Source organism: Parabacteroides sp. 20_3 (assembly GCF_964238835.1).
Taxonomy (GTDB): Bacteria; Bacteroidota; Bacteroidia; order Bacteroidales; family Tannerellaceae; genus Parabacteroides; species Parabacteroides distasonis.
The window spans coordinates 25,631-51,965 of record NZ_CAXSNO010000002.1 but is presented as its reverse complement, the minus strand read 5'-3'; the positions used below and the strand labels follow the sequence as shown (position 1 = coordinate 51,965).

Genomic DNA, 26,335 nt, shown 5'->3' with positions numbered 1-26,335 from the left:
AAAAAGGTACGCCTTACTGAATGTGTGAGGCGTACCTTTTTTTATTTAAATTGTTTTACTGTCTATTAACTCAATCCCTCAATCATGCCATCCACGATATCGATCTTTCGGGCTTGCGGCTCTTTAGGGAGCCCCGGCATACGCATGATCTCGCCCATGACGACAACGATCATCTCGGCTCCGTTATTGATGATTACATCTCGTACTTTTAGTTCGAAATCCTTGGCGACCCCATAAGCTTTCGGATCGGAAGAGAATGAATATTGAGTCTTGGCGATACAGATCGGATAATGGGAAATACCCAAGCTTTCGATCTGACGCAATTTTTTATCGGCCAAAGTCGTATAAACAATCGAAGAGGCTCCGTATATCTTCTGGGCCACTTTTTGTACCTTCGTACGGATCGGATCATTCAGATCATATGTATATTGTAAAGGAGCGGAAGGATGATTTTCGATCGTATCAACCACTAAGCGGGCAAGTTCCGTACCCCCTTCACCTCCTTCAGAGAAAACGTTATTCATGGCGAATCCAACCCCTTTTTCCTTGCAATGCTCAGCCACTAAAGCGATCTCCTCGTCCGTATCGGTAGCGAAACGGTTGAAAGTCACGATTACTTGCTGTCCGAAGCTCTTCATATTCTCAATGTGTTTATCTAAGTTAGCGAATCCGTTCTTTAATCCTTCGATATTCGGTTCCTTGATTTCTTTTTCAGGAACGCCACCATGAAGTTTTAAGCTCTGGGCAGTCGCTACGATGACTGTCAGTTTCGGTGAAAGCCCCGCTTTTCTACATTTGATATTAAAGAATTTCTCTGCGCCCAGATCAGCGCCGAAACCAGCCTCCGTAATCACATAATCTCCATAAGTAAGAGCCATTTGGGTGGCCAATATGGAATTACATCCATGGGCGATATTAGCGAAAGGACCTCCATGTACAAATGCGGGAGTATTCTCCGTTGTTTGTACTAGGTTCGGCAGTAATGCGTCTTTTAGCAATACGGTAATAGCTCCGGCTATGCCAAGATCATTTACCGTGAAAGGCTTATCTTCGTTTGTATAACCCAATAAAATATTTCCGACACGTCGTTTCAAATCCTCTATATCCGTAGCCAAGCAAAGGATCGCCATGATCTCTGAAGCGGGAGTGATGTCAAATCCGGTCTCGGTAGGGACACCGTTCGCCGAGCCGCCTAGACCCGATACGATGTTACGTAAGCTACGGTCGTTTACGTCAAGAACCCGTTTCCATTTGATCTCCTTTAACCCCTCGCAGGTGTTGCGAGTCTGATAAATATAGTTATCCAATAAAGCGGTAATCATATTGTGGGCGGAAGTAACCGCATGAAAATCCCCTGTAAAATGCAAGTTGATGTTTTCCATAGGAAGCACTTGGGCATATCCACCTCCGGCAGCACCACCTTTCATGCCGAAACACGGGCCAAGAGACGGCTCACGTAAAGCGACCACCGCTTTCTTCCCTATTTTATTCAGACCTAAAGCCAGACCGATCGAAACCGTAGTCTTTCCGATTCCCGCTTTAGTGGGAGTGATAGCGGTCACTAAAATTAAATTATGCTGGTCCATTTGCTTTTTATCGATCAAATGGATAGGAACCTTGGCAATATACCTGCCATAATTTTGTACTTCCTCACGAGGGATACCTAACGTTGTCGCAACTTCCTTAATTTTACGCAAGTCTGTTTCTCTTGCTATCTCAATGTCCGATTTCATGTGCTTTATGTAAGTTTATATAGTTTGAACAAAGTAAATCTAATTTATTATAATAACAAAATGATACGGAACAAGGTTTTCCCCCTTTATGGAATAATAAGATTGTGTTATTTTGATATTTTTGTGCGAAGATGGCGATGATCTTGCTTTTTGTGATAGCTGTTAGGCTTGAAATTAAACTTTTTGTAAAGTGAACTTTGCAAAAATCATACGTTTTGCTTGTCGCACTCTTAAAGAATTATAAAATAGTCTTTAAAATTATCCATCTATGATAATTTGATTAATTTTGTGGTGTCGCAACGATAAAAAGAAAGATAAAATGATTTGAGTGTGATAAATTGAAACAGATAAGAGATTAATAACATTAGCAATATAATATGTAAATTTAAGGTTATGTCAACAGTAAGATTTAGTCAGGTTACATTTGCTACTAAATCGTGGGTAGCAGAAGCATGGGAAAAGATGGTAGTGGAATTGTTTAGCGGCCGTGTCGTAGCGGAAGTCAAACAATTGGATGAAGTATGTGAATCAAAGTGGGAAGTAGAATTGAAGAAGCTTCAAAACGAGGTTCATTCTTTATGTCATCATGCGATCCATCAATTGCTCCCGATAGCCGGCTCTTATCAACAGGCATTACTGGATGACGTTGCCCAAGCCTATACGGTATACGCTCCGGAAGAAGCAGAGTCTATCTTCAACCGGGGAAACCAAGCGATCGAGGATATCAAAGGACATGTATCGGGTATTCGCTACAACGCTTGTAAAATGCGTGAGGCGAACCGTAAAGTAAGCGAGTTGGAAGATATGCACGCAAAAGCGATCATGTATCATAATTCAGTGAAACCTTATATGGATACACTTCGTTTCCATATCGATCAGCTTAAGCATATATTGCATGTAGCGTAATAAGATGGGCTGTCCGGGTTTGGTTACTCTCCGGGCAGCCTTCTTCTTTTAGCGAGGTTGGATAATCAGTAGGGAGAAATAGGGGAAATCCTTGGAATGTATAGTGGTGATATCAGTAGTATAATATTCTTTTCCTGTTCCAACATTCTCGAAATAATGAAAAACCGCCTTATCCGCATACTGCCGGATACAAGTATGAATAGCCTCTTGGCAACCCGGTAATTTCATGATGACGATGATCATTCCATTTTCTATTTTTGCCGAAAGTTCATCGAACGACGCAGTCCCGGGGATTACGTTAATTTGCTCCTCTTGTTTTACGATATGTATCCCGGCCAAGGCACCTGCCGCTATAAATGCCGGAATTCCTGCGATTCGATCGACCGGGATTCCTGCTTCCTCGAATTTATCGTATACATATTGTATAGATGAATAAAAACCAGCGTCTCCCTCGGCGACGATCACGATTTGTTTTCCTTTCAAATATTCAGCTTGGGCATCCAGAAACAATTCGTTATAAGCGTTTAACGCATCTGTCCGTTCCTTACTCATTGGCAAAATAAACGGATGGATCAAGGATTCGTCTACCTCAATAGCTTTCAATATATCCGTCGCCCGAGATATGATTCCATGCTTGCCTTGTGTAGCAGGACAATAGATAATATCAGCCTTTTGTAATGTTTTAAGCCCTTTCAGCGTAATTAATTCCGGATCACCGGGACCTAATGAGACGAAGTGAATAGGATGATTCATGTGTATCTGTTTTTATTTGAAACGCAAAAGTCCTTAAAATTGCGGATGTATACAAATATTCTTACTACTTTTGTCGCTGTAATAGGCTCCGCTTATCTCTTTTTCCGGGAGGCGGATTAAAAGGGAACCGGGTGAGAATCCCGGACAGACCACGCTGCTGTGAACTTCTAAACATTCGGACAATACCTTGGCCACTGGTTTCGTAATCGGGAAGGCGTCCAGAATGGAAGTAAGTCAGAAGACCTGCCGGTTCATAAATAAATGTTGCTGTCCCGTGGAGCAGGACGAGAGTAACTGTCAATGATCAACTGTCAATTAAACAAGGATTATGAATAAGTTTATAGCGGGTGGATGCTTGCTTTTATCGGTATTGACTTTATCATGTACTTCAGGTATCCGTGAAAAAGGAGAAATAGGGAAGACGGCTTCCGTAGAGCAATCCGCATTCTCGCAAGAGCAGGTTAAGCCTTTATACGCCCAAGGATTCAAGCTTACCTATGCGGATCAATATGTCTTGGCTGATATTCAAGATCCTCAAAACGAGGAAAGCACCACGTTTCATTATGCGTTCGTAAAAAGAGGTTCGAAACCCACGGGGATTCCCGTTGATTATACGATGATAGAGCTTCCTATCCGAAGCGTTATCTGTATGACTTCCCTGCAATTATCGAATTTTATTAAATTGGGTGCCTTGGATAAGGTCGTTGGGATTACCAGTACACGGCATTTGTTCAATAAAGAGATGAACGAACGCCTGAAAGAAGGTAAAACCGCAAAGATCGGTATAGAGGGAAATTTCGATAACGAGGTTATCATGAGTATGAATCCTGATTTGATCCTTGTATCGCCATTCAAGCGGGGAGGCTATGAGACGCTGAAAGACGTGGGTATCCCCTTGATTCCCCATTTGGGTTATAAGGAGACTACGCCATTGGGACAAGCTGAATGGATCAAGTTCATAGGCTTGTTGTTAGGGGTAGAGAAAGAGGGCAATGAGCGTTTTGCCGCCATTGAGAAGAGGTATAATGAATTAAAGGAACTTACGGCGGATGGCAAGGTTAAAAAATGTCCGATCGTTTTTAGTGGCGAGTTACGGGGTGGAAACTGGTATGCCGTAGGAGGAAAGAGTTTCTTGGCACAGCTTTTCAAGGATGCCGGCGCTGATTATTTCTTGAAAGACGATGAGCGATCCGGTGGTGTTACATTAGACTTCGAGACGGTCTATAACCAAGCGGACGATGCTGATTTCTGGCGTATCGTGAATAGTTTCCCGGGAACGTTTAGCTATGAGGCATTGAAAGAGCAAGATCCTCGTTATGCGGATTTCCGTGCGTTCCGGGAGAAAGGGATTATCTATTGTAATATGAAGAACACGCCGTTTTATGAGAGTATGCCGACAGAACCGGAGATCGTCCTAGCGGATTTGCTTCATATCTTTCATCCGGATTTATTACCGGATCATGAGCCGGTCTATTATTCTCGACTTAAATAAGGAACGCTGATGAGACATTCAAATACCCTATGGATGCTGGCGATTGTCACGGCTATTTTTGTTCTAATCTTTTTGAATTTGGTGTTGGGGTCAGTCTCTATTCCTCTTCAATCGGTTTGGCATATTATCTGGAATTCAGGAAATGAGCCTATTACATGGCAGAATATTATCTGGAAATCCCGACTACCACAGGCATTGACAGCGTTGGTAGCGGGAGCAGGCTTATCCATCAGCGGCTTACAGATGCAAACCGTTTTCCGTAATCCATTGGCCGGACCTTCGGTCTTAGGTATCAGTTCGGGAGCGAGCATGGGTGTCGCTTTCGTGGTGTTGTTAAGCGGTAGTTTAGGGGGCGTTGCCTTGAGTAAACTTGGTTTTATGGGGGAGATCGCCTTATCGATAGCGGCCGTGATCGGTTCCTTATCCGTGATGGCGCTGATCGTGTATGTTTCCCAAAAGGTAAAAGGAAATGTCACGTTGTTGATTATCGGTGTGATGATCGGTTACGTGGCAAACGCCGTGATCGGTGTACTTAAATTCTTTAGCGTCGAGGAGGATATCCGTGCATACGTGATTTGGGGATTGGGTAGTTTCGCCCGTGTTTCCGGTAATCAGATGACGTTGTTCGTGATTCTTATGACAGTCTTGATCCCTCTCTCGTTCCTGCTTATCAAGACCATGAACTTGATGCTTCTTGGGGATAGCTACGCACGCAATTTGGGACTTAATATCAAGCGGGCCCGTTTGTTGGTTATCACCTCGGCCGGGGTCCTTACGGCGATTGTCACGGCTTATTGCGGACCTATTATCTTCTTGGGGCTAGCCGTTCCGCATTTATGCCGGGCCATATTTCAAACTTCCGACCATCGGATTTTAATGCCTGCGGTCTTATTCGCCGGTGCGGCGTTGGCGTTGATCTGTAATTTGATCGCCCGTATGCCGGGGTTCGAGGGAGCGTTACCTGTCAACTCGGTAACCGCTTTAGTAGGTGCTCCTGTAGTGGCCTCGGTATTATTTAGAAAACGAAAGAATGAATTGAACGAGTAAGATGAAACAAGATACGATTCATATTAACGGACTTTCGATCGGTTACCATTCTAAGAGTAGTACAAAGCTGGTAGCTAAAGGTATACACTCTACGATCTATAGTGGTGAATTAACCTGTTTGCTGGGTGCTAACGGGGTGGGGAAGTCTACTTTATTGCGTACGTTATCGGCTTTCCAACCTAAATTAGATGGGGAAATATTGGTCCTAGGAAAAGATATAGATGCTTATTCCGATAAGGAATTGAGCACCACGATCGGTGTCGTGCTGACCGATAAATGTGAGATCCGGAATATGTTGGTACGGGAATTGGTCGGGATGGGACGTAGCCCGTATACCGGCTTCTGGGGCAAGTTGAGCAAGGATGATAAGCGGATCGTGGAAGAATCCATCGCCCTTGTCCGCATTGAGGAACTAGCATCCCGCATGGTCCATACCTTATCGGATGGAGAACGCCAGAAAGTGATGATCGCTAAGGCGCTCGCTCAGGAGACTCCGGTTATTTACTTGGATGAACCTACCGCATTCCTTGATTTTCCCAGCAAGGTAGAGATTATGCAATTACTCCATCATCTAACCCGGAAAACGAATAAGACGATATTTATGTCCACTCACGATTTGGAGCTGGCTCTCCAGATATCGGATAAGATCTGGTTAATGGACAAAGCAAATGGTATCTCTACCGGTACCCCCGAGGATTTGGCATTGAGTGGTCATTTAAGCAATTTCTTCGCCCGGAAAGGGATTGTTTTCGATAAGGATACCGGATTATTCCGTATAGATAATCAATTCTCCCGACAGATCCGCCTCGTTGGACATGGCCAGAAATACGCTATGGTGCGTAAAGCGCTCCAGCGAAACGGAATTTTGGCGAATCGGGAAGTGGAATCGAATATCTGGATTGAGACTGGCGATTTAAAGACCACCCACTTTATCATCCATGAGACTTCCGGCGGTACCTATATCACCCAAACGATAGAAGAATTACTTGCCTATTTTGATACTGAAAAATCATAACTATGAAATTTTCAATTCATAACTATGTTTTTCTTCATTCATAGTTATGAATTTTTTCCATTCAAATCCATTGTTTTAAAGTAAGCTAGCTTCGTCGGCTTTCCTATAATTGCTTGAAAGATACATACAACTTTAATTCCACCATTCCTGTCACTTCTACGGCTGTGTGGAGTACAGGTGTTGGTTCAAGAAAATGGTTGGGGTTACACCTAATGAATATAGACAAAATCGAAACAATTAGACATTTAATTCAACGTCATGTAACAATATGAAGTTTGCATGTATGGATCTTTACACGGTTCTTCCGTCGTGAATCGTGCTAGCTCGTGCGTGCCTTTCCGGACAGTAAGTCCTAAATGTTAAATGAGTAGTGAGATGTAAAGAGACAAACGGTAAAAAAAACGATAATGTAAAATGAATCGAAAAATAGAAGTGATTGAGAATAAAGAAGTAGGGAGAAAAAAAATGTCTCTTTCTTACGCAGAAAGAGACAACTTTCAGAATGACGGATAAATATCCGTTTTCGGGTGTAAAAGTAGCTCAAATTGCTGATAAAGGCAAGGAGAGTGCTTAAATCTTTTATCAAAATTTAAAAAGACAAACAATAGTGAGCCGTCGAGCGTGACGTGCCTTGTCCTATTAACATTCCCAAGGGATTGAAAAACAGCGGATAAAGAGCGATTTCTCTTTATTGTCTCTTTCTGCGTAAGAAAGAGACAGCGTGTTTGAAGCAAAAAAATGTGAAATGTAGTAGTGAAAAAGCACGTGCAGGTATGGAGGTCATAGGAATAAAATTACAAAAAGCAGTATTGATCATGATGTCAATAGTATGGATGTTAGGAATGTCAAGTTGCGAGGATCGTCTCGATACGCCCCGTCCATCTACGGGTGGAGGCAAGACGGTGGAGGTATCCTTATGCGTGGGTATCGCCGACGAGGTGGATGCCGGCTCTTTGGAGGCTGGACCACCCACGACTAAGGTCATAGGGAGCGGTGGAAAGGCAGGCTTCGACGTGCGGTTGGTACCCGCCAGCCGTACTAAGGCTGGGGGAGACGATGCTTTGGCTACCGTCAAGCCGGATAAACTTTACGGCTTGGAGGTCTGGCAATATGATACGAACGGTAATTTCAAGTCGGGGAAAGGGCTAAGCATTGGAGATGTAGAGATCGGTTCCTCATTCACAGTAACCTTGGATGCCTTGACCGATTGCCAATTGGTGATAATCGCCCGAGGCAAAAAAAATTTCACCTACACAGTCGGATCCCTTAGCGGGAAAAGTCTTTCCGAGGTACAGGGCACGACTGCCACCGCTTCCGCTATCGAGGGCATAACCGCCAGTGCCTACGAAACGGATAAGTCTGTAATCAACGCTATGCCATACATCTTGCACCTTCCGAAAGTGAAGGTCGTGAACGACGGCGGTGCTTACAAGATTCAAAGTCTTGACGGTACGGATATCCGTATCCTCCTTCGCCGGTTAGCTACCCGGTTGACACTGAATTGGAAGAATTTCCCTCAGAAAACCGGCTATGAGTTAGAGCAAGTCTTGCTCCAATCCATTCCCGTGGAGTATAAGTTGTTGAGACCAGAGAATACGGATACCTATCCCTCTCTATTGGATCAATACGCCACTATACAAGTAGAGAACGTATCGGACGAAGGGCGTTATTCCTGCTGGATCCCTTCCTTGGTACGTGGGGAGAGCACGGCCGCCACCTCCGATTATTATCGTACGAAAGCAAACGCCCCCAAGGGTAGCGCTTACGCCACGTTCATCTCCCGTTTCGTAACGGGAGGCGGTGGCGATAGCCAAAAGAAACTAAAGTACCGGGTCTATCTGGGTGGTAGTGTGAGCAAGGAATTCAACTTACTCGATAATACGAACTATATATATAATGTAACGATGTCGCATACTAAGCTCCCTGTGGACGACCGACGCGTCACGATCATCGACCCGATCCCTGCCTCTAGCAATAATGACAATCTGGTGCCTACGGCCAACTGTTTCATGGTGGTACCGGGTGGGGCTTTTTGCTTCAATCCCTATAAATATACGGTGAATGGTGTAACCGTAGATAATACCGTGATGCAGGGGACGGATTGGTGCGATGTCAGTGGCGAGATGATCTCGACTCCCATCAAATCAGTGAAGGTACTCTGGCAAACCTTGGAGGATGGTGATCTTGGCGATCCGGTACTTGGAGTCGTGAATAGTAGCGAGGACCATACGAATATCGTAGAGCTAAGGAACGGCTCCAGTCTCACGGATGCCCGTATCTATTGCCGTGTGGCCCCGAACACGAGCGGGGGCAGCGGAGTAATCGCCGCTTACGATGATGAGAACGGGACGGGTAATATCCTTTGGAGCTGGCATGTTTGGGTAACAGACTACGCTCCGTCTGCCATAGGGACGGAGACCGTATTGGAAAAGAATAAGAGAAAGTTCGTCCTAACGAATGGCACTACCACTACGCGGCCTCTCATGGATCGTAGCCTGGGGGCTTACGAAGGCTATGTGCAAGTTCCCGGAACTACTTTAGAGATGTCTCGTGTCGGTGGTTTTTACTATCAGCATGGGCGTAAAGACCCGCTTCCCGGCGCTTATACATCAGAACAGTTACCTAATAAATATACCTTCACGTTAAATGCGGTGACACCTCCGAAGAACTGTCTGAACCGGTATTTACCGGATGGTTTTAACTGGCTGATACCGGAAATGAAGTCGAGAACTTCACTTCGTAACGCATATAAAAATCCACAGTTCCAAATTGCTGGAGCGAGTGGACAAGGTTGGTGCTCGGACGCAGCCCAGCCAGCTTGGGGTAGCACGAAAACAGTACACGATCCTTGTCCTGCAGGTTGGAGAGTACCTAGTAAGGCTGAACTTGAACCATTGACGGCACTTAATACGAGTATTCCTTCATCTGCGGTGAAGGAGGGAGGACTCCTTTTACGATACGATGCGGATCAGTCCCATCTGACATATATTCGATTTACGGGCTATCCCCCAATGCCTACGCAATTGAATGACGTAGGATTTTCCGGATACATGGGTACTTTTGATAGATCTGGTGGATCAAGACAAGTATTTACCGTGAGTCGGGGCGGTGGAATTATTGAAAGTCAGGCCGGTATTTGTTTCACGGCAAAACAAGTGTACGACGCTCATTCGATCCGCTGCATACAAGAACGGACGGATTGATACGACGAACCATAAAGGCTCCCCCACGTGCCTTGCCGCAAACGCTGGGGGAAACGTTCTTTGACATGATGAGATTAATAAGGAAAAGTGATAATCGCTGTTGTCATATAAATTGTTATATTTGTATTCACAACTCAAAATAGTGATACTTATGGAAACGAGAAGAATACCGATCGGCATCAGCGATTACAAGAAAATGATAGATGAGGGCTATTATTATGTGGATAAGACCGATTTTATCCGTCAGATAATAGAAGAAGGCGCTTTGATCACGCTTCTTCCCCGTCCGCGTCGCTTCGGCAAGACGCTGAACCTTTCGATGCTGCGGTACTTCTTCGAGAAGACGGATGGTAACGTGTTCCGCCCGTTGTTCGACGGCAAGCGTATCCGGGAGTGGAAGGATTTCGATAAGCATCAAGGTCAATACCCTGTGATCATGTTGACGTTGAAGGACTGCAAGGCGGATACGTTCGAGGACACGTTGGTCAGAATAGGCTATGAGTTGAAAAACGAGTTTACTCGCCATGCTTACTTGCTCGATTCTCCCAAGATGCGGCCTAATTACTTGGATGACTTTATGGCACTTTATGAGGGCAAGGCTTCCCGGGGACAATTAGAGGGTTCCATCAGCTTGCTATCCGAACTGTTGACGCTCCATTGGGGCATGCCCCCTCTGGTATTGCTCGATGAGTATGATACTCCGATCCATGTGGCTTTCGACAAGGGCTTTTATGATCGGATGATCGTCTTCATGCGCAACTTCATGTCGATGGTTTTCAAGGACAATACGTCTATCTTCCGGGGGGTGATCACGGGTATCCTCCGTGTAAGCAAGGAGTCGATCTTTAGCGGGCTGAACAATATCGACGTGGATACCTTGCTGGATCGTCCGATGTGTACGGCGTTTGGCTTCACGCAAGTGGATGTCGACACGCTGCTCGACTCATACTCGTTGGGTGATCAGAAGTCAGAGGTCAAGCACTGGTATAACGGTTACTTGTTCGGGAATGAGGTGGTCTATAATCCATGGTCTGTATTGAACTATATAAATAAAGGTGGTGTCTTTGCCCCTTACTGGGTGAACACGGGCTCAGACGTGTTGCTTCGTCATTTGATAGCGGAGGGCCCCTCCCAAGTACGGAAGGGAATCGAGACGCTTGTCCAAGGCGGTAGCCTGTGTAGCGTGATTAACGACAAGCTGGCTTTCCCGGACCTGTTGTCTAGCGCGTCCAACATCTGGTCTTTCATGCTGTTCAGCGGCTATCTGAAAGCGTCAGAGGGGAGAATGACCCCGGATCACTTGATGTCGTACACCTTGGGGGTGCCGAACACGGAGGTTTCCACGGTTTTTTCTACGATCATCCGGGGTTGGATCAACGACGGCCCGGTGAAGAACGACCGCTTGGAGATGATGCTGCAGGCTTTGGACGAGAACGATATCGAGGCGTTCGAGGAGATCTTGAATGAGTTCGTTGTAAATACGCTCTCCTATTACGACACGAACGGCCGTGATCCGGAGAAGGTCTACCAAGCTTTCTTGTTGGGAATGCTGGTAAGTCACGGCTCGTATAAGGTGAGCAGCAACCGTGAGTCCGGTTTAGGCAGATATGACATCTTGATGTGCCCTGTTGACGTTAGCCGCCGTGGATACATCATGGAGCTGAAACGCCTTCGAATGAGCAGCACGGTCGAGACGACGTTGGATACGGCTTTGCAGCAAATAAAAGACAAGCGATACGCCGCCACGCTCCATGCGGCTGGTGTGCGTGATATTCTGGAGATGGCCATCACCTTCGATGGCAAGCGTGTGTGGGTGAAGACCTCCGAGTAAAATAACACTCCTTATCCTTATTAATCCCGTCATGCGATGATATAATTGTTGTCGCGTGCGTGAAGTTACACGGTACCCCCGTCGGGTATCGTGCGGTTTCGTGCGTGCCTTTCCGGACAGTAAGTCCGAAATGTTAAATGAGTAGTGATTTGTAAAGAGACAAAAAGCGAAATGAAAGAAAATGGAAAAAAGGAAAGAAAATGGAAGATATTGAGAATGAAGGTGTGAGAGAAAAAAAGTTGTCCCTTTCTTACGCAGAAAGAGACAACTTTCAGAATGACGGATAAATATCCGTTTTCGGGTGTAAAAGTAGCTCAAATTGCCGATAAAGGCAAGGAGAGTGCTTAAATCTTTTGTCAAAATTAAAAAAGACAAACAATAGCGAGCCGTCAAGCGTGACGTGCCTTGTCCTATTAACATTTACAAGGGCTTGAAAAACAGCGGATAAAGAGCGATTTCTCTTTATTGTCTCTTTCTGCGTAAGAAAGAGACAGCGTGTTTGAAGCAAAAAAATGTGAAATGTAGTAGTGAAAAAGCACGTGCAGTTATGGAGGAAATAGGAATAAAATTACAAAAAGCAGTATTGATCATGATGTCATTAGTATTAATGTTAGGAGTGTCAGGTTGTGAGGATCGTCTCGATTCACCCCGTCCGTCTACGGGTGAGGGTAAGGCGGTGGAGGTATCGCTATGTGTGGAATTTGCCGACGAGGTGAACCCTCTGAAAATAACTGACGGGACGCTCGACACGAAAGGGTTAACTGATAATAAGGCTTGCGGTTTGAATGTGCGCTTTGGTCCATCCTTGACATCAAAGGCTGTCTCTGATGTGGTTGATCCTTTGGCAACCGCTAAGCCGGATCAACTTTATGGTCTGGAGGTCTGGCAGTACGATGGGAATGGTACTTTCCAGTCCGGAATGGGAAAAAGCATCGGCGATGTGGCTATCGGCTCCTCGTTCACGGTCACGTTGAAGGAGATGGAGAAGTGCCAGTTGTTGATTATAGCCCGTGGCAGTAATGGCTCTACCAATACGGTAAGCTCGCTGGCGAATAAGAGTCTCTCCGCAATTCGAGAGATGGCATTGAGCCGTACCTCCATCGACTCGATAAAAGATATCAATACGATGCCTTTTATCATGCTTCTTACGGACGCTAAGATTGTAAATGAGAATGGCACGTATAAGATACAGAGTAAGCAAGGTACGGATGTCCGTATCCTGCTAAAGCGTTTGGCGGCACGGTTTCATCTGACATGGGACTATGAGGTTCCCGATTATGCTTTGAGTCAAGTGATACTGGATGCTATCCCCGCTGATTATAGATTGATCCCTACCCTTGATGAGAATGGTCGTTATCCCTCGGAGTTTGACCAATATACTTATTTGCTGCTTTCACCGGAGGAAATGGCGAAGAAAGGCTATGCCTGCTGGCTTCCTGCCAACGTGCGGGGTAGCGTGGGTGGCGTGACTTCACAAAACTATCGGTCGAGGGAGAACGCCCCGACCGCAAGTACATACTTACAGTTTACAGCTACTCACTCTGATGGAAGCAAGAAACTCAACTACCGTGTGTATATGGGAAAAGCAATCTCTGATTTCTCCGTGACCTCTAATACAAACTATATATATAACGTGGGGATTAAGCACACGGGAATACTTCCGGATGATAAGCGCGTGACTTTTGTCGATCCCATCTCTGCCTCTCAAAACAATAACAACCTTGTCCCAACGGCAAACTGCTTCATGGTGCCCCCGGGAGGAGCTTTCTGTTTCGATCCCTATACTTTTTGGTGTGATGGGAGCCAGATCGATAATGTGTATCTTACGGGAGGGACGGGAGCCTGGTGTAATCGTGATATCTCCGAGGTTAAACTTATTTGGCAAACGAGAGACGAGGGAAATATAGGTGAGCCTGCTATGGGGATCGTAAACTCGGACGATGATCATAGCAATATAGTAGAGTGGAAAGACAATAAAATATACTGTCGTGTGGCCCCCAATACGAAGGGAGGAAGTGGAGGAATCGCCGCTTACGATTCAGGAGGTAAAATAGTTTGGTCTTGGCACGTGTGGGTAACGGACTACGCTCCTTCGTCTATTGGTGGAGAGACGGTTCTTATCAAAAACCAGCGTAAGTTTGCGTTGTCGTATAATGGTACTAAACAATTACCTATGATGGATCGTAATCTAGGTGCTTATGATGGCTATACAGAAATTCCCGGCTCGATCTTACTGATGTCTCGTGCGAATGGATTCCACTATAACACTGGACGGAAAGATCCTTTCCCTAGCAGTTATACGAGACGGAATCTTAGCGCAGAATATAAATTTTCCGTGACGAGTGACCGTCCGGCAAAAGATGTGTTGGTCCGTTTTAAGGCGGATGGCATGAATTGGATAATCCCTAGTAACTTGTCTGGTAATAGCATAGAGACAGGATACCGCCAACCTTTATCTCCCGGAAGATTAGCTAACGCATCTGTAGGATGGGCTGTCCCTAAGACGTTGCACGATCCGTGTCCGGCAGGTTGGAGGATACCAACAGAAAATGAGCTTCAAGCATTGATTAACCTAAATACGAATTACCCCTCGGATGCCAATATAAAAAACGAAGGTGGTGTTCTTTTGAAGTTTGACGATACGGATATTAAGACCTATTTACGTTTGTCTGGCTATGTGATAGGGGTAGCTCAATTGAACAACGTAGGATATTGTGGATATATACTGACTTCTACGAAGTCTGGCAGCTATAGTAAAGTTTTAACGATAGGCCTGCAAGGGGCTGTGGCCGGAGATGCTGGGGCAAGAAGATTTACGGGAAAAGAGTTTGGTGATATCCATTCTACCCGCTGCATTCAGGAACGGGTGAACTAATATGCTCCCCGTCGGGTATCGTGCGGTTTCGTGCGTGCCTTTCCGGACAGTAAGTCCGAAATGTTAAATGAGTAGTGATTTGTAAAGAGACAAAAAGCGAAATGAAAGAAAATGTAAAAAAGGAAAGAAAATGGAAGATATTGAGAATGAAGGTGTGAGAGAAAAAAAGTTGTCCCTTTCTTACGCAGAAAGAGACAACTTTCAGAATGACGGATAAATATCCGTTTTCGGGTGTAAAAGTAGCTCAAATTGCCGATAAAGGCAAGGAGAGTGCTTAAATCTTTTGTCAAAATTAAAAAAGACAAACAATAGCGAGCCGTCAAGCGTGACGTGCCTTGTCCTATTAACATTTACAAGGGCTTGAAAAACAGCGGATAAAGAGCGATTTCTCTTTATTGTCTCTTTCTGCGTAAGAAAGAGACAGCGTGATTCGAGTAAAAAAATGTGAAATGTAGTAGTGAAAAAGCACGTGCAGGTATGGAGGTCATAGGAATAAAATTACAAAAAGCAGTATTGATCATGATGTCAATAGTATCAATGTCAGGAATGTCAAGTTGTGAGGATCGTCTCGATTCACCCTGCCCGTCTACAGGTGGAGGCAAGACGGTGGAGGTATCGCTCAGCGTGGGTATCGCCGACGAGGATGATGCCGCTAGGCTCACCGGAAATCCCGTCTCTTCAAAAGTATCAGGAATGGCAAGTGGCTTTGGTTTTAATGTGAGTTTGGGGTCCACGGAGATTACCAAGGCGATATCTGTAGAGTTCGCCAAGCCGGATAAACTTTACGGTTTACAAATCGTACAGTATAAGTTTGGTTCGTATGATACGGCTCCGATCGGAAAAATTGATTTATCATCCAGCGACCTAGAGATTGGTTCTAGCTTTACGGGAGAACTTTCAGATAATGATGGTGATTATTGCCAATTGCTAGTGGTAGCCCGTGGAAAGAACACCGTCGGCACTTTCACGGTCGGCTCCTTGATGGGTAAGAAACTATCGGACATACAGAAAGATACTGCCTCAGTTTCCATGATCGAGGCCATAACCCCCGAGGCGTATGCGGCGAATTCTAATGTTATCAATGCCATGCCCTACGTTTTACACCTCCCAAAGGTGAGACTGGTGAATGATGGGGGAACTTACAAGATCCAAAGTCCGGATGGAGAGGACGTACGTATCCTCCTTCGTCGCTTGGCCGTCCGGCTTACACTAAGTTGGAAGAATAAATATGTGAGCGAGGGCTATAAGATGAACCAGATCCTCCTTAAATCCATCCCGTCTGTCTATAGGCTAATACCCACACCGAATGAGAATGATGGTTATCCTTCCTTGATGGATCAATATCGTACGATCATGTTACCGGAATCGGCTGTAAAAGACGAGGGCAGTTATTCTTGCTGGGTCCCTGCGGTTGTAAGGGGTAAAAGTGCGAAGGCTACTTCCGATTATTACCGAACAAAGGAGAATGCCCCGAAAGGTAGCGCATACGCAACTTTCGTGACCCAAGACACCAGTGATGGCAAGAAGAAATTGAATTATCGTGTTTATCTGGGTGGCCCTTCGAGCCATGATTTCGACCTGTACGATAACACGAACTACATTTATAATGTAATGATGTCGCATACGTCTCTTCCCGTGGATGACCGCCGTGTGACGATCATAGACCCGATCCCCGCATCGGAAAACAATGGGAATTTCGTTCCCACGTCTAACTGTTTTATGGTAGCGCCGGGTGGTGCCTTCTGCTTCAATCCCTATACCTATTATGTAAACGGTTCCTCAGTTCCAAATGAGACTTTGCAAGATTGGTGCGGCGTGAGTGGCGAAACGTTGACAAAGCCGATCAAATCCGTGAAGGTCCTTTGGCAGACGTTGGAAGATGGTGATTTAGGTGACCCTGTCCTCGGTGCCGTCAATACATACGCCCCTCTAACGCCGGATGATGATCATACGAATATCGTTGATTTGAAAAGAGGTGAAAGCTTGGCTGATGCCCGTATCTATTGCCGTGTGACCCCGAATACAAGTGGTGGAAATGGTGTGATAGCGGGCTATTCCGGAGAGAATGGTACTGGAGATATCCTTTGGAGCTGGCATGTCTGGGTAACGGATTATGCCCCTTCCTCCATAGGTTCGGAAACCGTATTGGAAGAGAATAGGCGGAAATTGGTATATAAACAAGGAAGTAATACCCGATTGCCTATGATGGATCGTAATCTGGGAGCGGTAGCGGGCTATGACACAGTGCCGAATAAAGAGTTGGAGCGTTCCAAAGCGAATGGTCTGATGTATCAGTGGGGCCGGAAGGACCCGTATCGTAGTAGCTATACAAATAGTGTTATACCGGATATTCCTGTAAGTGAAACCATAGAGTCTCCTATGGATGGCTTATTGAGCTGTTATCGTGGGGATGGCATTACTTTCGCCATGATATCTTTCGATTACAGTACCCGCGTGAGTTATCAAACAGCTTATCAAAAACCGGAAGTTATGTATAAACCGGGTAAGCCAGACTTATGGTCGTCAAACCGTGACAGTACTTATATCTATTCATGGGGTATGGGAGGCGATAAAGGAGCTCACGATCCCTGTCCATCCGGTTGGCGGGTCTGTGCCAAGGAAGACTTTTATCCTTTATACTCTGCTTGGGGTAGTGGGAGCTTAAATCTGGTAGGCGACAAAAATGGTGTGAACGCTGGTGGCTATTTAATCTCTTATGACGATACAAATCGTTCACGGGGATCCTATTATCGATTACCGGGTTATTGGATGGGGAACTCTTTTGGACAAATAGGTCAATTTGGATATTACTGGACAAGAGATATTAAAGGAACGGATCTTGATGGTCACGGTGGGTATCCCCTTCGTCTGAAATCGAATAAAACTGCTTGGGAAATGACTGTAGGTGGATATGAGAAGGAGGCTTTACTAATCCGTTGCATTCAGGAACGAGCGAATTGATGTGACAAACGGTAAAGGCTTCCTAACACACCTTTCCGGACAGTAAGTCCGAAATGTTAAATGAGTAGTGATTTGTAAAGAGACAAAAAGCGGAATGAAAGAAAATGGAAAAGAGGAAGGAAAATGGAAGATATTGAGAATGAAGGGATGAGAGAAAAAAAGTTGTCTCTTTCTTACGCAGAAAGAGACAACTTTCAGAATGACGGATAAATATCCGTTTTCGGACGTAAAAGTAGCTCAAATTGCTGATAAAGGCAAGGTGAGTGCTTAAATCTTTTGTCAAAATTAAAAAAGACAAACAATAGCGAGCCGTCAAGCGTGACGTGCCTTGTCCTATTAACATTTTCAAGGGCTTGAAAAACAGCGGATAGGAGCGTTTATTGTCTCTTTCTGCGTAAGAAAGAGACAGGTACTTTCAAGTAAAAAAATGTGAAATGTAGTAGTGAAAAAGCACGTGCAGGTATGGAGGTCATAGGAATAAAATTACAAAAAGCAGTATTGATCATGATGTCAATAGTATCAATGTCAGGAGTGTCAAGTTGTGAGGATCGTCTCGATTCACCCCGCCCGTCTACGGGTGGAGGCAAGGCGGTAGAGGTATCCTTATGCGTGGGACTCGCCGATGAGGAAGACGCGGTTGGTGGGACCAAAACGATCATGGTTCCGGATGATCCGTTGGCTACTGCCAGACCAGATAAGTTATATGGCTTGGAAGTTTGGCAATATGACCGGAGTGGTAGCTTTGTGGCGGGAAAAGGAGCAAGTCTTGGGGATGTGGCTATCGGTTCTTCTTTCAGTGTAACCTTAACAGCCATGGACGATTGCCAATTATTGATCATAGCACGTGGTTATGGTAGTTCTAATTATACGGTTGGCTCCTTAAAGGATAAAAGTCTTTCCTCCGTTCAAGGTACGACAGCGCCTGCCTCCACGATTGAAGGAATAACAACGGAAGGCGGCGTTAATGCGATGCCCTATATTCTTCATTTACCTTATGTGAACGTAACGGAAGATGGCCGGATTGAGAGTCCCGAGGGCTCGGATATTCGTATCCTCTTGCGCCGCTTGGCTACCCGGCTTACGGTGGCATGGGAGAATCTACCCGATAATACCGGTTACGATTTGAGACAGGTCATGCTTCAAAGTATTCCCGTAGAGTATAAATTATTACCGGACAATAAGGACTCATACCCATCCCCATTAGACCAGTATAGGACGATACAGGTATCAAATGTGACAAACAAGGGCCAATACACCTGTTGGGCCCCGGCGGTGGTACGTGAGGAGAGTGCGAACGCTACCTCCGACTATTACCGTACGAAAGCGAACGCCCCCAAAGGAAGCGCCTATGCGACTTTTATCTCCCAGCATAAGACCGATAATAAAAAGAAACTGAACTATCGGGTCTATTTGGGAGGTAACTCCAGTAAGGATTTTAGTTTACGTGATAATACGAACTATATATATAAGGTAACGATGGATCATACATCACTTCCGGTAGACGATAAACGTATCACGATAATCGACCCAATCTTGGCATCAGAGAATAACAACAACCTAGTCCCGACGGCGAACTGCTTCATGGTTGTCCCGGGTGGTGCCTTCTGCTTCAATCCCTATACCTATTATGTTAATGGCGTTTCTAAGGATAATACGCTATTACGAGGTTGGTGCGGTCTTTCCGGTTCTACGCTCTCTTCCCCGATAAAGTCCGTGAAAGTATTGTGGCAGACCTTGGAGGATGGTGACTTGGGAGACCCAGTTTTAGGTGTCGTGACTAAATATGCCCCGCAAACCACGGAAGACGACCATACGAATATCGTGGAACTAAAGAATGGTGAAAGTTTGACTGACGCCCGTATCTATTGTCGTGTCGCCACGAATACGGTGGGAGGTAGCGGTATGATAGCCGCTTACGATGGTGATAACGGGACGGGCAATATCCTTTGGAGCTGGCATATCTGGGTAACGGATTATAGTCCTTCCGCTACGGCGAACGAATCCGTGGATGATGAGAATAAGCGAGTCCAGAAATACACTTATGGAAATAAAACACAATATCCTATGATGGATAGAAATTTAGGTGCGATGGCTGGTTATACGATCGCTCCTTCTGACAAATTGGAGCGTTCCAAGACAAATGGTTTTCATTATCAATGGGGAAGGAAGGACCCGTTTCCGAGTACCTATTCCTCAAAATCTCCGACATCTATCAAAGTCAATAGTGATAAACTTACTCCGGGTATGTTGAATCTATATCAGCCGGATGGTGTCTCTTACTTTATCAGAAAGTCTGTATCAGCTCAATATAAAATTCGGGCAGCTTTTCAAAACCCGACTGTAACAGCTAGCGCAGCTGCTGATAGCTGGTGCAGTGAAAGCTCTGATGTATTGTGGAACAGCTCTGAAGGTAATAAGACGGAATACGATCCATGTCCGGCAGGATGGCGTGTGGCTAGTAAGGTTAATTACCAGTCTTTTTTTACCAGTCAATCCTATACGGAATCAGAGAATATCGAGACAATGAATTTGGCTAACTCGAGTTTGGAAGGAGATGGAGGCGCTGTCTTTTATTTCGAGAATCAAGCCTCTGGTCGTAGCACTTATATTCGTTTTACAGGATATCAGCAATATGCGAATTCTTTCGATTTCATCGGAGGAATGGGTAATTTATGGTGTAGAGAGGCTAAGGGAGGGGGTGATAATGGGAGGCATGGATATGCGCTGTCTTTTATTTTACCCAATAAAGTAAGTTATGCTATGTCTGGCAAGCGTAATATCTCGGGTGCCTGGGCTACTCGTGACGCGCATCCGCTCCGATGTATTCAAGATCGATAAGATCATAAGGCTTCCCCTCGTGCCTTACCGCAAACGCTGGGGGAAACGTTCTTTGACATGATGAGATTAATAAGGAAAAGTGATAATCGCTGTTGTCATATAAATTGTTATATTTGTATTCACAACTCAAAATAGTGATACTTATGGAAACGAGAAGAATACCGATCGGCATCAGCGATTACAAGAAAATGATAGATGAGGGCTATTATTATGTGGATAAGACCGATTTTATCCGTCAGATAATAGAAGAAGGCGCTTTGATCACGCTTCTTCCCCGTCCGCGTCGCTTCGGCAAGACGCTGAACCTTTCGATGCTGCGGTACTTCTTCGAGAAGACGGATGGTAACGTGTTCCGTCCGTTGTTCGACGGCAAGTGTATCCGGGAGTGGAAGGGTTTTGACAGGCATCAAGGTCAATACCCTGTGATCATGTTGACGTTGAAGGACTGCAAGGCGGATACGTTCGAGGACACGTTGGTCAGAATAGGCTATGAGTTGAAAAACGAGTTTACTCGCCATGCTTACTTGCTCGATTCTCCCAAGATGCGGCCTAATTACTTGGATGACTTTATGGCACTTTATGAGGGCAAGGCTTCCCGGGGACAATTAGAGGGTTCGATCCGCTTGCTATCCGAGCTGTTGACGCTCCATTGGGGCATGCCCCCTCTGGTATTGCTCGATGAGTATGATACTCCGATCCATGTGGCTTTCGACAAGGGCTTTTATGATCGGATGATCGTCTTCATGCGCAACTTCATGTCGATGGTCTTCAAGGATAATACGTCTATCTTCCGTGGTGTTATCACGGGTATCCTCCGTGTAAGCAAGGAGTCGATCTTTAGCGGGCTGAACAATATCGACGTGGATACCTTGCTGGATCGTCCGATGTGTACGGCGTTTGGCTTCACGCAAGTGGATGTCGACACGCTGCTCGACTCATACTCGTTGGGTGATCAGAAGTCAGAGGTCAAGCACTGGTATAACGGTTACCTGTTCGGGAATGAGGTGGTCTATAATCCATGGTCTGTATTGAACTATATAAATAAAGGTGGTGTCTTTGCCCCTTACTGGGTGAACACGGGCTCAGACGTGTTGCTTCGTCATTTGATAGCGGAGGGCCCCTCCCAAGTACGGAAGGGAATCGAGACGCTTGTCCAAGGCGGTAGTCTGTGTAGCGTGATCAACGACAAGCTGGCTTTCCCGGACTTGTTGTCTAGCGCGTCCAACATCTGGTCTTTCATGCTGTTCAGCGGCTATCTGAAAGCGTCGGACGGTACGATGACCCCGGATCACTTGATGTCGTACACCTTGGGGGTGCCGAACACGGAGGTTTCCACGGTTTTTTCTACGATCATCCGGGGCTGGATCAACGACGGCCCGGTGAAGAACGACCGCTTGGAGATGATGCTGCAGGCTTTGGACGAGAACGAGATGAATATCTTCCAGCGGCTATTGAATGACTTCGTCGTGAATACGCTCTCCTATTACGACACGAACGGGCGTGAGCCGGAAAAGGTCTATCAGGCGTTCTTGTTGGGAATGCTGATAAGTCACGGTGCGTACGAGGTGAGCAGTAACCGTGAGTCGGGTTTGGGCCGTTACGACATCCTTCTTCGTCCCCGTGACCTTGGTGGCAGGGGTTTTATCATGGAGTTGAAAGTGTACGACCCTATGTTTGACGAGTCTGTGGACAAGGTGCTTGATTCCGCCTTGGCGCAGATCGAGAAGAAGCAATACGCCGCCACGCTCCATGCGGCTGGGGTGCGAGACATTCTCAAAATGGCGATCACGTTCGATGGCAAACGTGTGTGGGTGAAGACCACCGAGTAAAATAACACTCCTTATCCTTATTAATCCCGTCATGCGATGATATAATTGTTGTCGCATGCGTGAAGTTACACGGTACCCCCGTCGGGTATCGTGCGGTTTCGTGCGTGCCTTTCCGGACAGTAAGTCCGAAATGTTAAATGAGTAGTGATTTGTAAAGAGACAAAAAGCGAAATGAATGAAAATGTAAAAAAGGAAATAAAATGGAAGATATTGAGAATGAAGGGATGAGAGAAAAAAAGTTGTCTCTTTCTTACGCAGAAAGAGACAACTTTCAGAATGACGGGTAAATATCCGTTTTCGGGTGTAAAAGTAGCTCAAATAGCTGATAAAGGCAAGGAGAGTGCTTAAATCTTTTGTCAAAATTAAAAAAGACAAACAATAGCGAGCCGTCAAGCGTGACGTGCCTTGTCCTATTAACATTTCCAAGGTATTGAAAAACAGCGGATAAAGAGCGATTTCTCTTTATTGTCTCTTTCTGCGTAAGAAAGAGACAGGTGCTTTCAAGTAAAAATATGTGAAATGTAGTAGTGAAAAAGCACGTGCAGTTATGGAGGAAATAGGTGTAAAATTACAAAAAGCAGTATTGATGATGATGTCAATAGTATCGATGTTAGGAATGTCAAGTTGTGAGGATCGTCTCGATTCACCCTGCCCGTCTACGGGTGGAGGCAAGACGGTGGAGGTATCCTTGTGCGTGGGTATCGCCGACGAGGTGGATGCGGCGTCACTGAATGCCGGATCATCCGGGACGAAGAGCGTAGGGGCGAGGAATAACGGGGCCTTCGACGTTCGTCTGGTGCCTGCCGCTGTCCGGACAAAGGCGGATGCCTTGGCCAGTGCCAAGCCGGACCAACTCCATAACTTGCAGATCTTGCAGTATGATTCCAACAGGAATTTCAAGAAGCTAACCCCTACAGTCAGCCAAGCCACTGGCTCAACATTGACCGTAGACTTGGTTGCTTGCGAGAACTGCCAGCTTATCATCGTGGCCCGTGGCTCCTCGAACGCCATATCCGAATTTTCCGGCAGCCTTAGCTGGAGCGACCTTCAAGGAAGGCTTGCCGATGCCTCCACCATCAATGGGATAGGGGATGGTGGTACCAACGACATTAACGCCATGCCTTACTTCATCCTCTTGAAGAACGTGAACGTGACGAATGAGGGCAAGATCGTCATCCAAAGTGCGGACGGTAGCGATGCCCGTATCCTTTTGAAGCGCCTCGCCGTGCGTCTCACGGTGAACTGGAAGTTCGCCGAGGGATTGCGTACCGACTATACCTTGAAGGAGGTAAAACTCTGCCAAGTGCCCACTGTCTATTATCTTATGTCCCCGACGGAGACCGACTTTCGCTTCGAGGGCGATCTTTACCCGATCTCCACGGTGGAATACAAGGACTTGTACCGCTTGAAAGGTGCCGATGCCAAAAACGAAGGCTCGTTAACCACTTGGATGCCCGCCAACGCGAAAGGCAAGTCCCGTAGCGTGACCTCCGAGTATTACCGTACGAAAGAGTACGCCCATGCCTCTGCTACCTATATGGAGCTCGTGGTGGACAGCAAAGACGGGTTGGAACGTATGTACTACCGGGCCTATCTGGGAGGGAACGACGTGTCGGATTTCAACCTTTTGGAGAGCACGAACTACAACTATACGATAAATATCCGGAACACCGACTACCGCGGCGATCCCCGTATCCAATTGCTGGACCAGACTCCTGTGATCAGCACGAACCTCGTCCAGACATCGAACTGCTTCATGATGCGTCCCGGTACGAACATCTGCTTCAACCCCTATAAGCACGAGGCGGGTTCGGGTGGCGACAACACCTACCTGTCCGATAAGACGATCGGTAGCGTCCGTGTCTTGTGGCAGAGCAAGGACGCCGGAACCTCGGGTGATTTGGTGATGGGTTACGCCGTCAGCAATGAGGCGGGTAGCTATAACCATCAGAATCTGGTGAACTATACGAATATCGGCGATAGGGCAAATGCCCTTGTCCACGTGAGGGTGCCGGTCACGCAAGGCGGCAACGCCGTGATCGCGGCGTACGCTGCGGATGGTACCACGATCCTCTGGAGCTGGCATCTATGGATCACGGATTACGTGCCGGCACGCCTGTCGGGAACGATCACGGCGGCGAACAGGGAAGAGGCTATCCGGACGGCCAAGAGCGCTAGCGCCGGGGGCACGGTACATACGTACGCCGGAGACGCCTGGACTGATGCCACGTCCGGAGCTTTCTTCGGCAAGGTAATCATGGATCGCAATTTGGGAGCCCTTCGCAATACGTGGTCTACGACAAACCCCTTGGAATCCGCTCGTGCTTACGGCAACATTTATCAATGGGGTCGTAAAGACCCGATGCCAGGCTCCGCCGATGGCGGAAGGGATGACAAGGGATTGATGTTTAACGGGGATGGGGAGATTATTGATCTTGAAAAGGTGAATAGTAACAGTTTGGAAAATACCATCCGGAATCCATCAAAATTCCATATAGGCTATAAGGCGGCCGATGGCTCGTGGGGACCTACGGCGAAGGCCCTGTACGATCCATGCCCGGCCGGATGGAGAGTCCCGGATTTCGATGATACGGCAATGAAAAATATCTGGAGTGGTTTTTCGTGGGGTACTAACAAGTTTCAAATGTTAGTAAACTCCGACTGGAAAACGACAGGGATCGCTGTCAACAAGAATTCCTTCCATATCATGAATGGAATAAAATATGAGACACCGCAAGGGGATTACGCATGGTTCCCCTTTTTCAGGATGCGTGAAATAAGTACCGGTCTTTTAAGGGACCCCGAGCGTAATATTGATGGAACCCCCTGTTCGTTTAATGGAGGTCTAGCTCCAAGTTTCTCCTTATTTGGGGCGAATTCACGAAAAGATTATTATAATGAATATGGCTGGTACATTGAATTTAAATACAACTTGACCTCGACCCCTTCAGCGACCGTGAGTGGCAAGGCTTACGGTTTCGCTGTCCGTTGCGTGCAAGCAAACTGACATGTAAAGAATACAAACAAATAAGATCACACATTACGAATTATAAACAACTTAAAAACAAACCAATCATGGCAAACGAGTATTACTGGAAAGTATGGCTTCGGCCGAATTTGTTAACCAAGGATGACGACAACGACTACGTAGCGGAGGTATTGACCCAAAAGGACACCCTGCACAACGAGAATATAGCCAACGCCATCATCAAGGAAGGCTCCGAGATCAAGTATGACACCTTGCTCTCTATCATCAAGCAACGCGACCGCATCGTGCGGGAGCATATCATGATGGGCTACAGCCTACTCACCGAGGTGTGCCAGTACACGCCTCGTATCACGGGCCCTTGGGGAGGCGAGACGGCGAAGTTCGATCCCGCTATCCATAAGCTGACGCTCGATATCGTGCCCTCCGCCGAGATGCGTGACGCATTGAGCAAGGTGGGCGTGGAGGTTCTAGGAGCCAAGTCCGAGGTGGGGCGCATCGGCATGGTGACCGATACCTTCACGGGATTGTCCAACGGCTCTATCACCCCGAACGAGGACATACTGATTGAGGGCGACCGTATCCGTATTAACGGGGCGGACAGCTCGGTAGGTATCTTTTTCGTGTCGGAAGACGGCGAGAAGGTTACGCCCGTGACCCGCCGCCTCACGCAAAACGACCCCAGCCGTATCATCGCCCGCGTACCGGCCTTGACCGACGGCAAGTACAAGCTACGCATCGTGACGCAGTTCTCGAAAGGCGTCACCTTGCTCAAGTCTCCCCGCACGATCGAGTACAAGCTGCCGCTCACCGTGGGCGCCGGGGGAGGCGACTCCGAGAGCCCGGATGAGATTTGATCCGGGGGA

The 26,335-nt window shown here is 46.5% G+C and carries 14 protein-coding genes and 1 riboswitch; of the genes, 12 read left to right on the top strand and 2 right to left on the bottom strand.

The features are described 5' to 3' along the window. Positions 1-65: 65 nt before the first annotated feature. Positions 66-1,733 carry a formate--tetrahydrofolate ligase gene (locus ACESPU_RS04050; RefSeq protein ID WP_005862573.1) on the bottom strand — a complete coding sequence of 556 codons (1,668 nt, stop codon included), beginning with the start codon at positions 1,731-1,733 and terminating at the stop codon, positions 66-68. Between the two features lie 393 nt (positions 1,734-2,126). Here ACESPU_RS04050 and ACESPU_RS04045 point away from each other — a divergent pair, with 393 nt between their 5' ends. Further along, the gene (locus tag ACESPU_RS04045; RefSeq protein WP_048927265.1) at positions 2,127-2,639 is read left to right on the top strand and encodes a hypothetical protein; all 513 of its coding nucleotides are present in this window, start codon (positions 2,127-2,129) and stop codon (positions 2,637-2,639) included. A 48-nt stretch (positions 2,640-2,687) separates the two neighbouring features. Here ACESPU_RS04045 and ACESPU_RS04040 read toward each other — a convergent pair whose 3' ends face one another. Then, positions 2,688-3,392: a precorrin-2 C(20)-methyltransferase gene (locus tag ACESPU_RS04040; RefSeq protein ID WP_044546061.1), complete on the bottom strand. Its 705-nt coding sequence runs from the start codon at positions 3,390-3,392 to the stop codon at positions 2,688-2,690. Between the two features lie 66 nt (positions 3,393-3,458). Next, positions 3,459-3,658: riboswitch (cobalamin riboswitch) on the top strand. Positions 3,659-3,720: 62 nt separating this feature from the next. Between ACESPU_RS04040 and ACESPU_RS04035 the strand changes: the two genes are divergently transcribed. From ACESPU_RS04035 to ACESPU_RS03985, 11 genes are all read left to right on the top strand, one after another. Continuing rightward, the gene (locus ACESPU_RS04035; protein WP_008772223.1) at positions 3,721-4,884 is read left to right on the top strand and encodes an ABC transporter substrate-binding protein; all 1,164 of its coding nucleotides are present in this window, start codon (positions 3,721-3,723) and stop codon (positions 4,882-4,884) included. A gap of 9 nt (positions 4,885-4,893) precedes the next feature. Continuing rightward, on the top strand, positions 4,894-5,931 hold the full coding sequence (locus tag ACESPU_RS04030; RefSeq protein WP_008772222.1) for an iron ABC transporter permease: 1,038 nt from the start codon (positions 4,894-4,896) through the stop codon (positions 5,929-5,931). Between the two features lies 1 nt (position 5,932). After that, entirely contained in the window at positions 5,933-6,946 is a 1,014-nt protein-coding gene (locus ACESPU_RS04025; RefSeq protein ID WP_008779842.1) for an ABC transporter ATP-binding protein, read from the top strand. Between the two features lie 815 nt (positions 6,947-7,761). After that, positions 7,762-10,149: a DUF4906 domain-containing protein gene (locus ACESPU_RS04020; RefSeq protein ID WP_227154359.1), complete on the top strand. Its 2,388-nt coding sequence runs from the start codon at positions 7,762-7,764 to the stop codon at positions 10,147-10,149. Between the two features lie 151 nt (positions 10,150-10,300). Further along, entirely contained in the window at positions 10,301-11,980 is a 1,680-nt protein-coding gene (locus ACESPU_RS04015; protein ID WP_258988422.1) for an ATP-binding protein, read from the top strand. A gap of 589 nt (positions 11,981-12,569) precedes the next feature. After that, positions 12,570-14,855: a fibrobacter succinogenes major paralogous domain-containing protein gene (locus ACESPU_RS04010; RefSeq protein ID WP_227154522.1), complete on the top strand. Its 2,286-nt coding sequence runs from the start codon at positions 12,570-12,572 to the stop codon at positions 14,853-14,855. Positions 14,856-15,374: 519 nt separating this feature from the next. Beyond that, positions 15,375-17,816, top strand: coding sequence for an FISUMP domain-containing protein (locus ACESPU_RS04005; protein WP_191215881.1), 2,442 nt, complete (start codon positions 15,375-15,377; stop codon positions 17,814-17,816). Positions 17,817-18,320: 504 nt separating this feature from the next. Beyond that, positions 18,321-20,654, top strand: a complete 2,334-nt coding sequence (locus ACESPU_RS04000; protein ID WP_222435035.1) for a DUF4906 domain-containing protein — start codon at positions 18,321-18,323, stop codon at positions 20,652-20,654. A gap of 143 nt (positions 20,655-20,797) precedes the next feature. After that, the gene (locus tag ACESPU_RS03995) at positions 20,798-22,483 is read left to right on the top strand and encodes an AAA family ATPase (protein WP_146374709.1); all 1,686 of its coding nucleotides are present in this window, start codon (positions 20,798-20,800) and stop codon (positions 22,481-22,483) included. Positions 22,484-23,069: 586 nt separating this feature from the next. After that, entirely contained in the window at positions 23,070-25,490 is a 2,421-nt protein-coding gene (locus tag ACESPU_RS03990) for a DUF4906 domain-containing protein (protein WP_217804315.1), read from the top strand. Positions 25,491-25,558: 68 nt separating this feature from the next. Continuing rightward, complete coding sequence (locus ACESPU_RS03985) at positions 25,559-26,326, top strand: DNA-binding domain-containing protein (protein WP_158532590.1); 768 nt, start codon at positions 25,559-25,561, stop codon at positions 26,324-26,326. The last annotated feature ends 9 nt before the right edge of the window (positions 26,327-26,335 follow it).

Excerpts from the sequence above, each read along its gene's own strand:
- ACESPU_RS04050 (WP_005862573.1), bottom strand. The coding sequence starts at position 1,733 with ATGAAATCGGACATTGAGATAGCAAGAGAAACAGACTTGCGTAAAATT.
- ACESPU_RS04045 (WP_048927265.1), top strand. The coding sequence starts at position 2,127 with ATGTCAACAGTAAGATTTAGTCAGGTTACATTTGCTACTAAATCGTGG.
- ACESPU_RS04040 (WP_044546061.1), bottom strand. The coding sequence starts at position 3,392 with ATGAATCATCCTATTCACTTCGTCTCATTAGGTCCCGGTGATCCGGAA.
- ACESPU_RS04035 (WP_008772223.1), top strand. The coding sequence starts at position 3,721 with ATGAATAAGTTTATAGCGGGTGGATGCTTGCTTTTATCGGTATTGACT.
- ACESPU_RS04030 (WP_008772222.1), top strand. The coding sequence starts at position 4,894 with ATGAGACATTCAAATACCCTATGGATGCTGGCGATTGTCACGGCTATT.
- ACESPU_RS04025 (WP_008779842.1), top strand. The coding sequence starts at position 5,933 with ATGAAACAAGATACGATTCATATTAACGGACTTTCGATCGGTTACCAT.
- ACESPU_RS04020 (WP_227154359.1), top strand. The coding sequence starts at position 7,762 with ATGATGTCAATAGTATGGATGTTAGGAATGTCAAGTTGCGAGGATCGT.
- ACESPU_RS04015 (WP_258988422.1), top strand. The coding sequence starts at position 10,301 with ATGGAAACGAGAAGAATACCGATCGGCATCAGCGATTACAAGAAAATG.
- ACESPU_RS04010 (WP_227154522.1), top strand. The coding sequence starts at position 12,570 with ATGATGTCATTAGTATTAATGTTAGGAGTGTCAGGTTGTGAGGATCGT.
- ACESPU_RS04005 (WP_191215881.1), top strand. The coding sequence starts at position 15,375 with ATGATGTCAATAGTATCAATGTCAGGAATGTCAAGTTGTGAGGATCGT.
- ACESPU_RS04000 (WP_222435035.1), top strand. The coding sequence starts at position 18,321 with ATGATGTCAATAGTATCAATGTCAGGAGTGTCAAGTTGTGAGGATCGT.
- ACESPU_RS03995 (WP_146374709.1), top strand. The coding sequence starts at position 20,798 with ATGGAAACGAGAAGAATACCGATCGGCATCAGCGATTACAAGAAAATG.
- ACESPU_RS03990 (WP_217804315.1), top strand. The coding sequence starts at position 23,070 with ATGATGATGTCAATAGTATCGATGTTAGGAATGTCAAGTTGTGAGGAT.
- ACESPU_RS03985 (WP_158532590.1), top strand. The coding sequence starts at position 25,559 with ATGGCAAACGAGTATTACTGGAAAGTATGGCTTCGGCCGAATTTGTTA.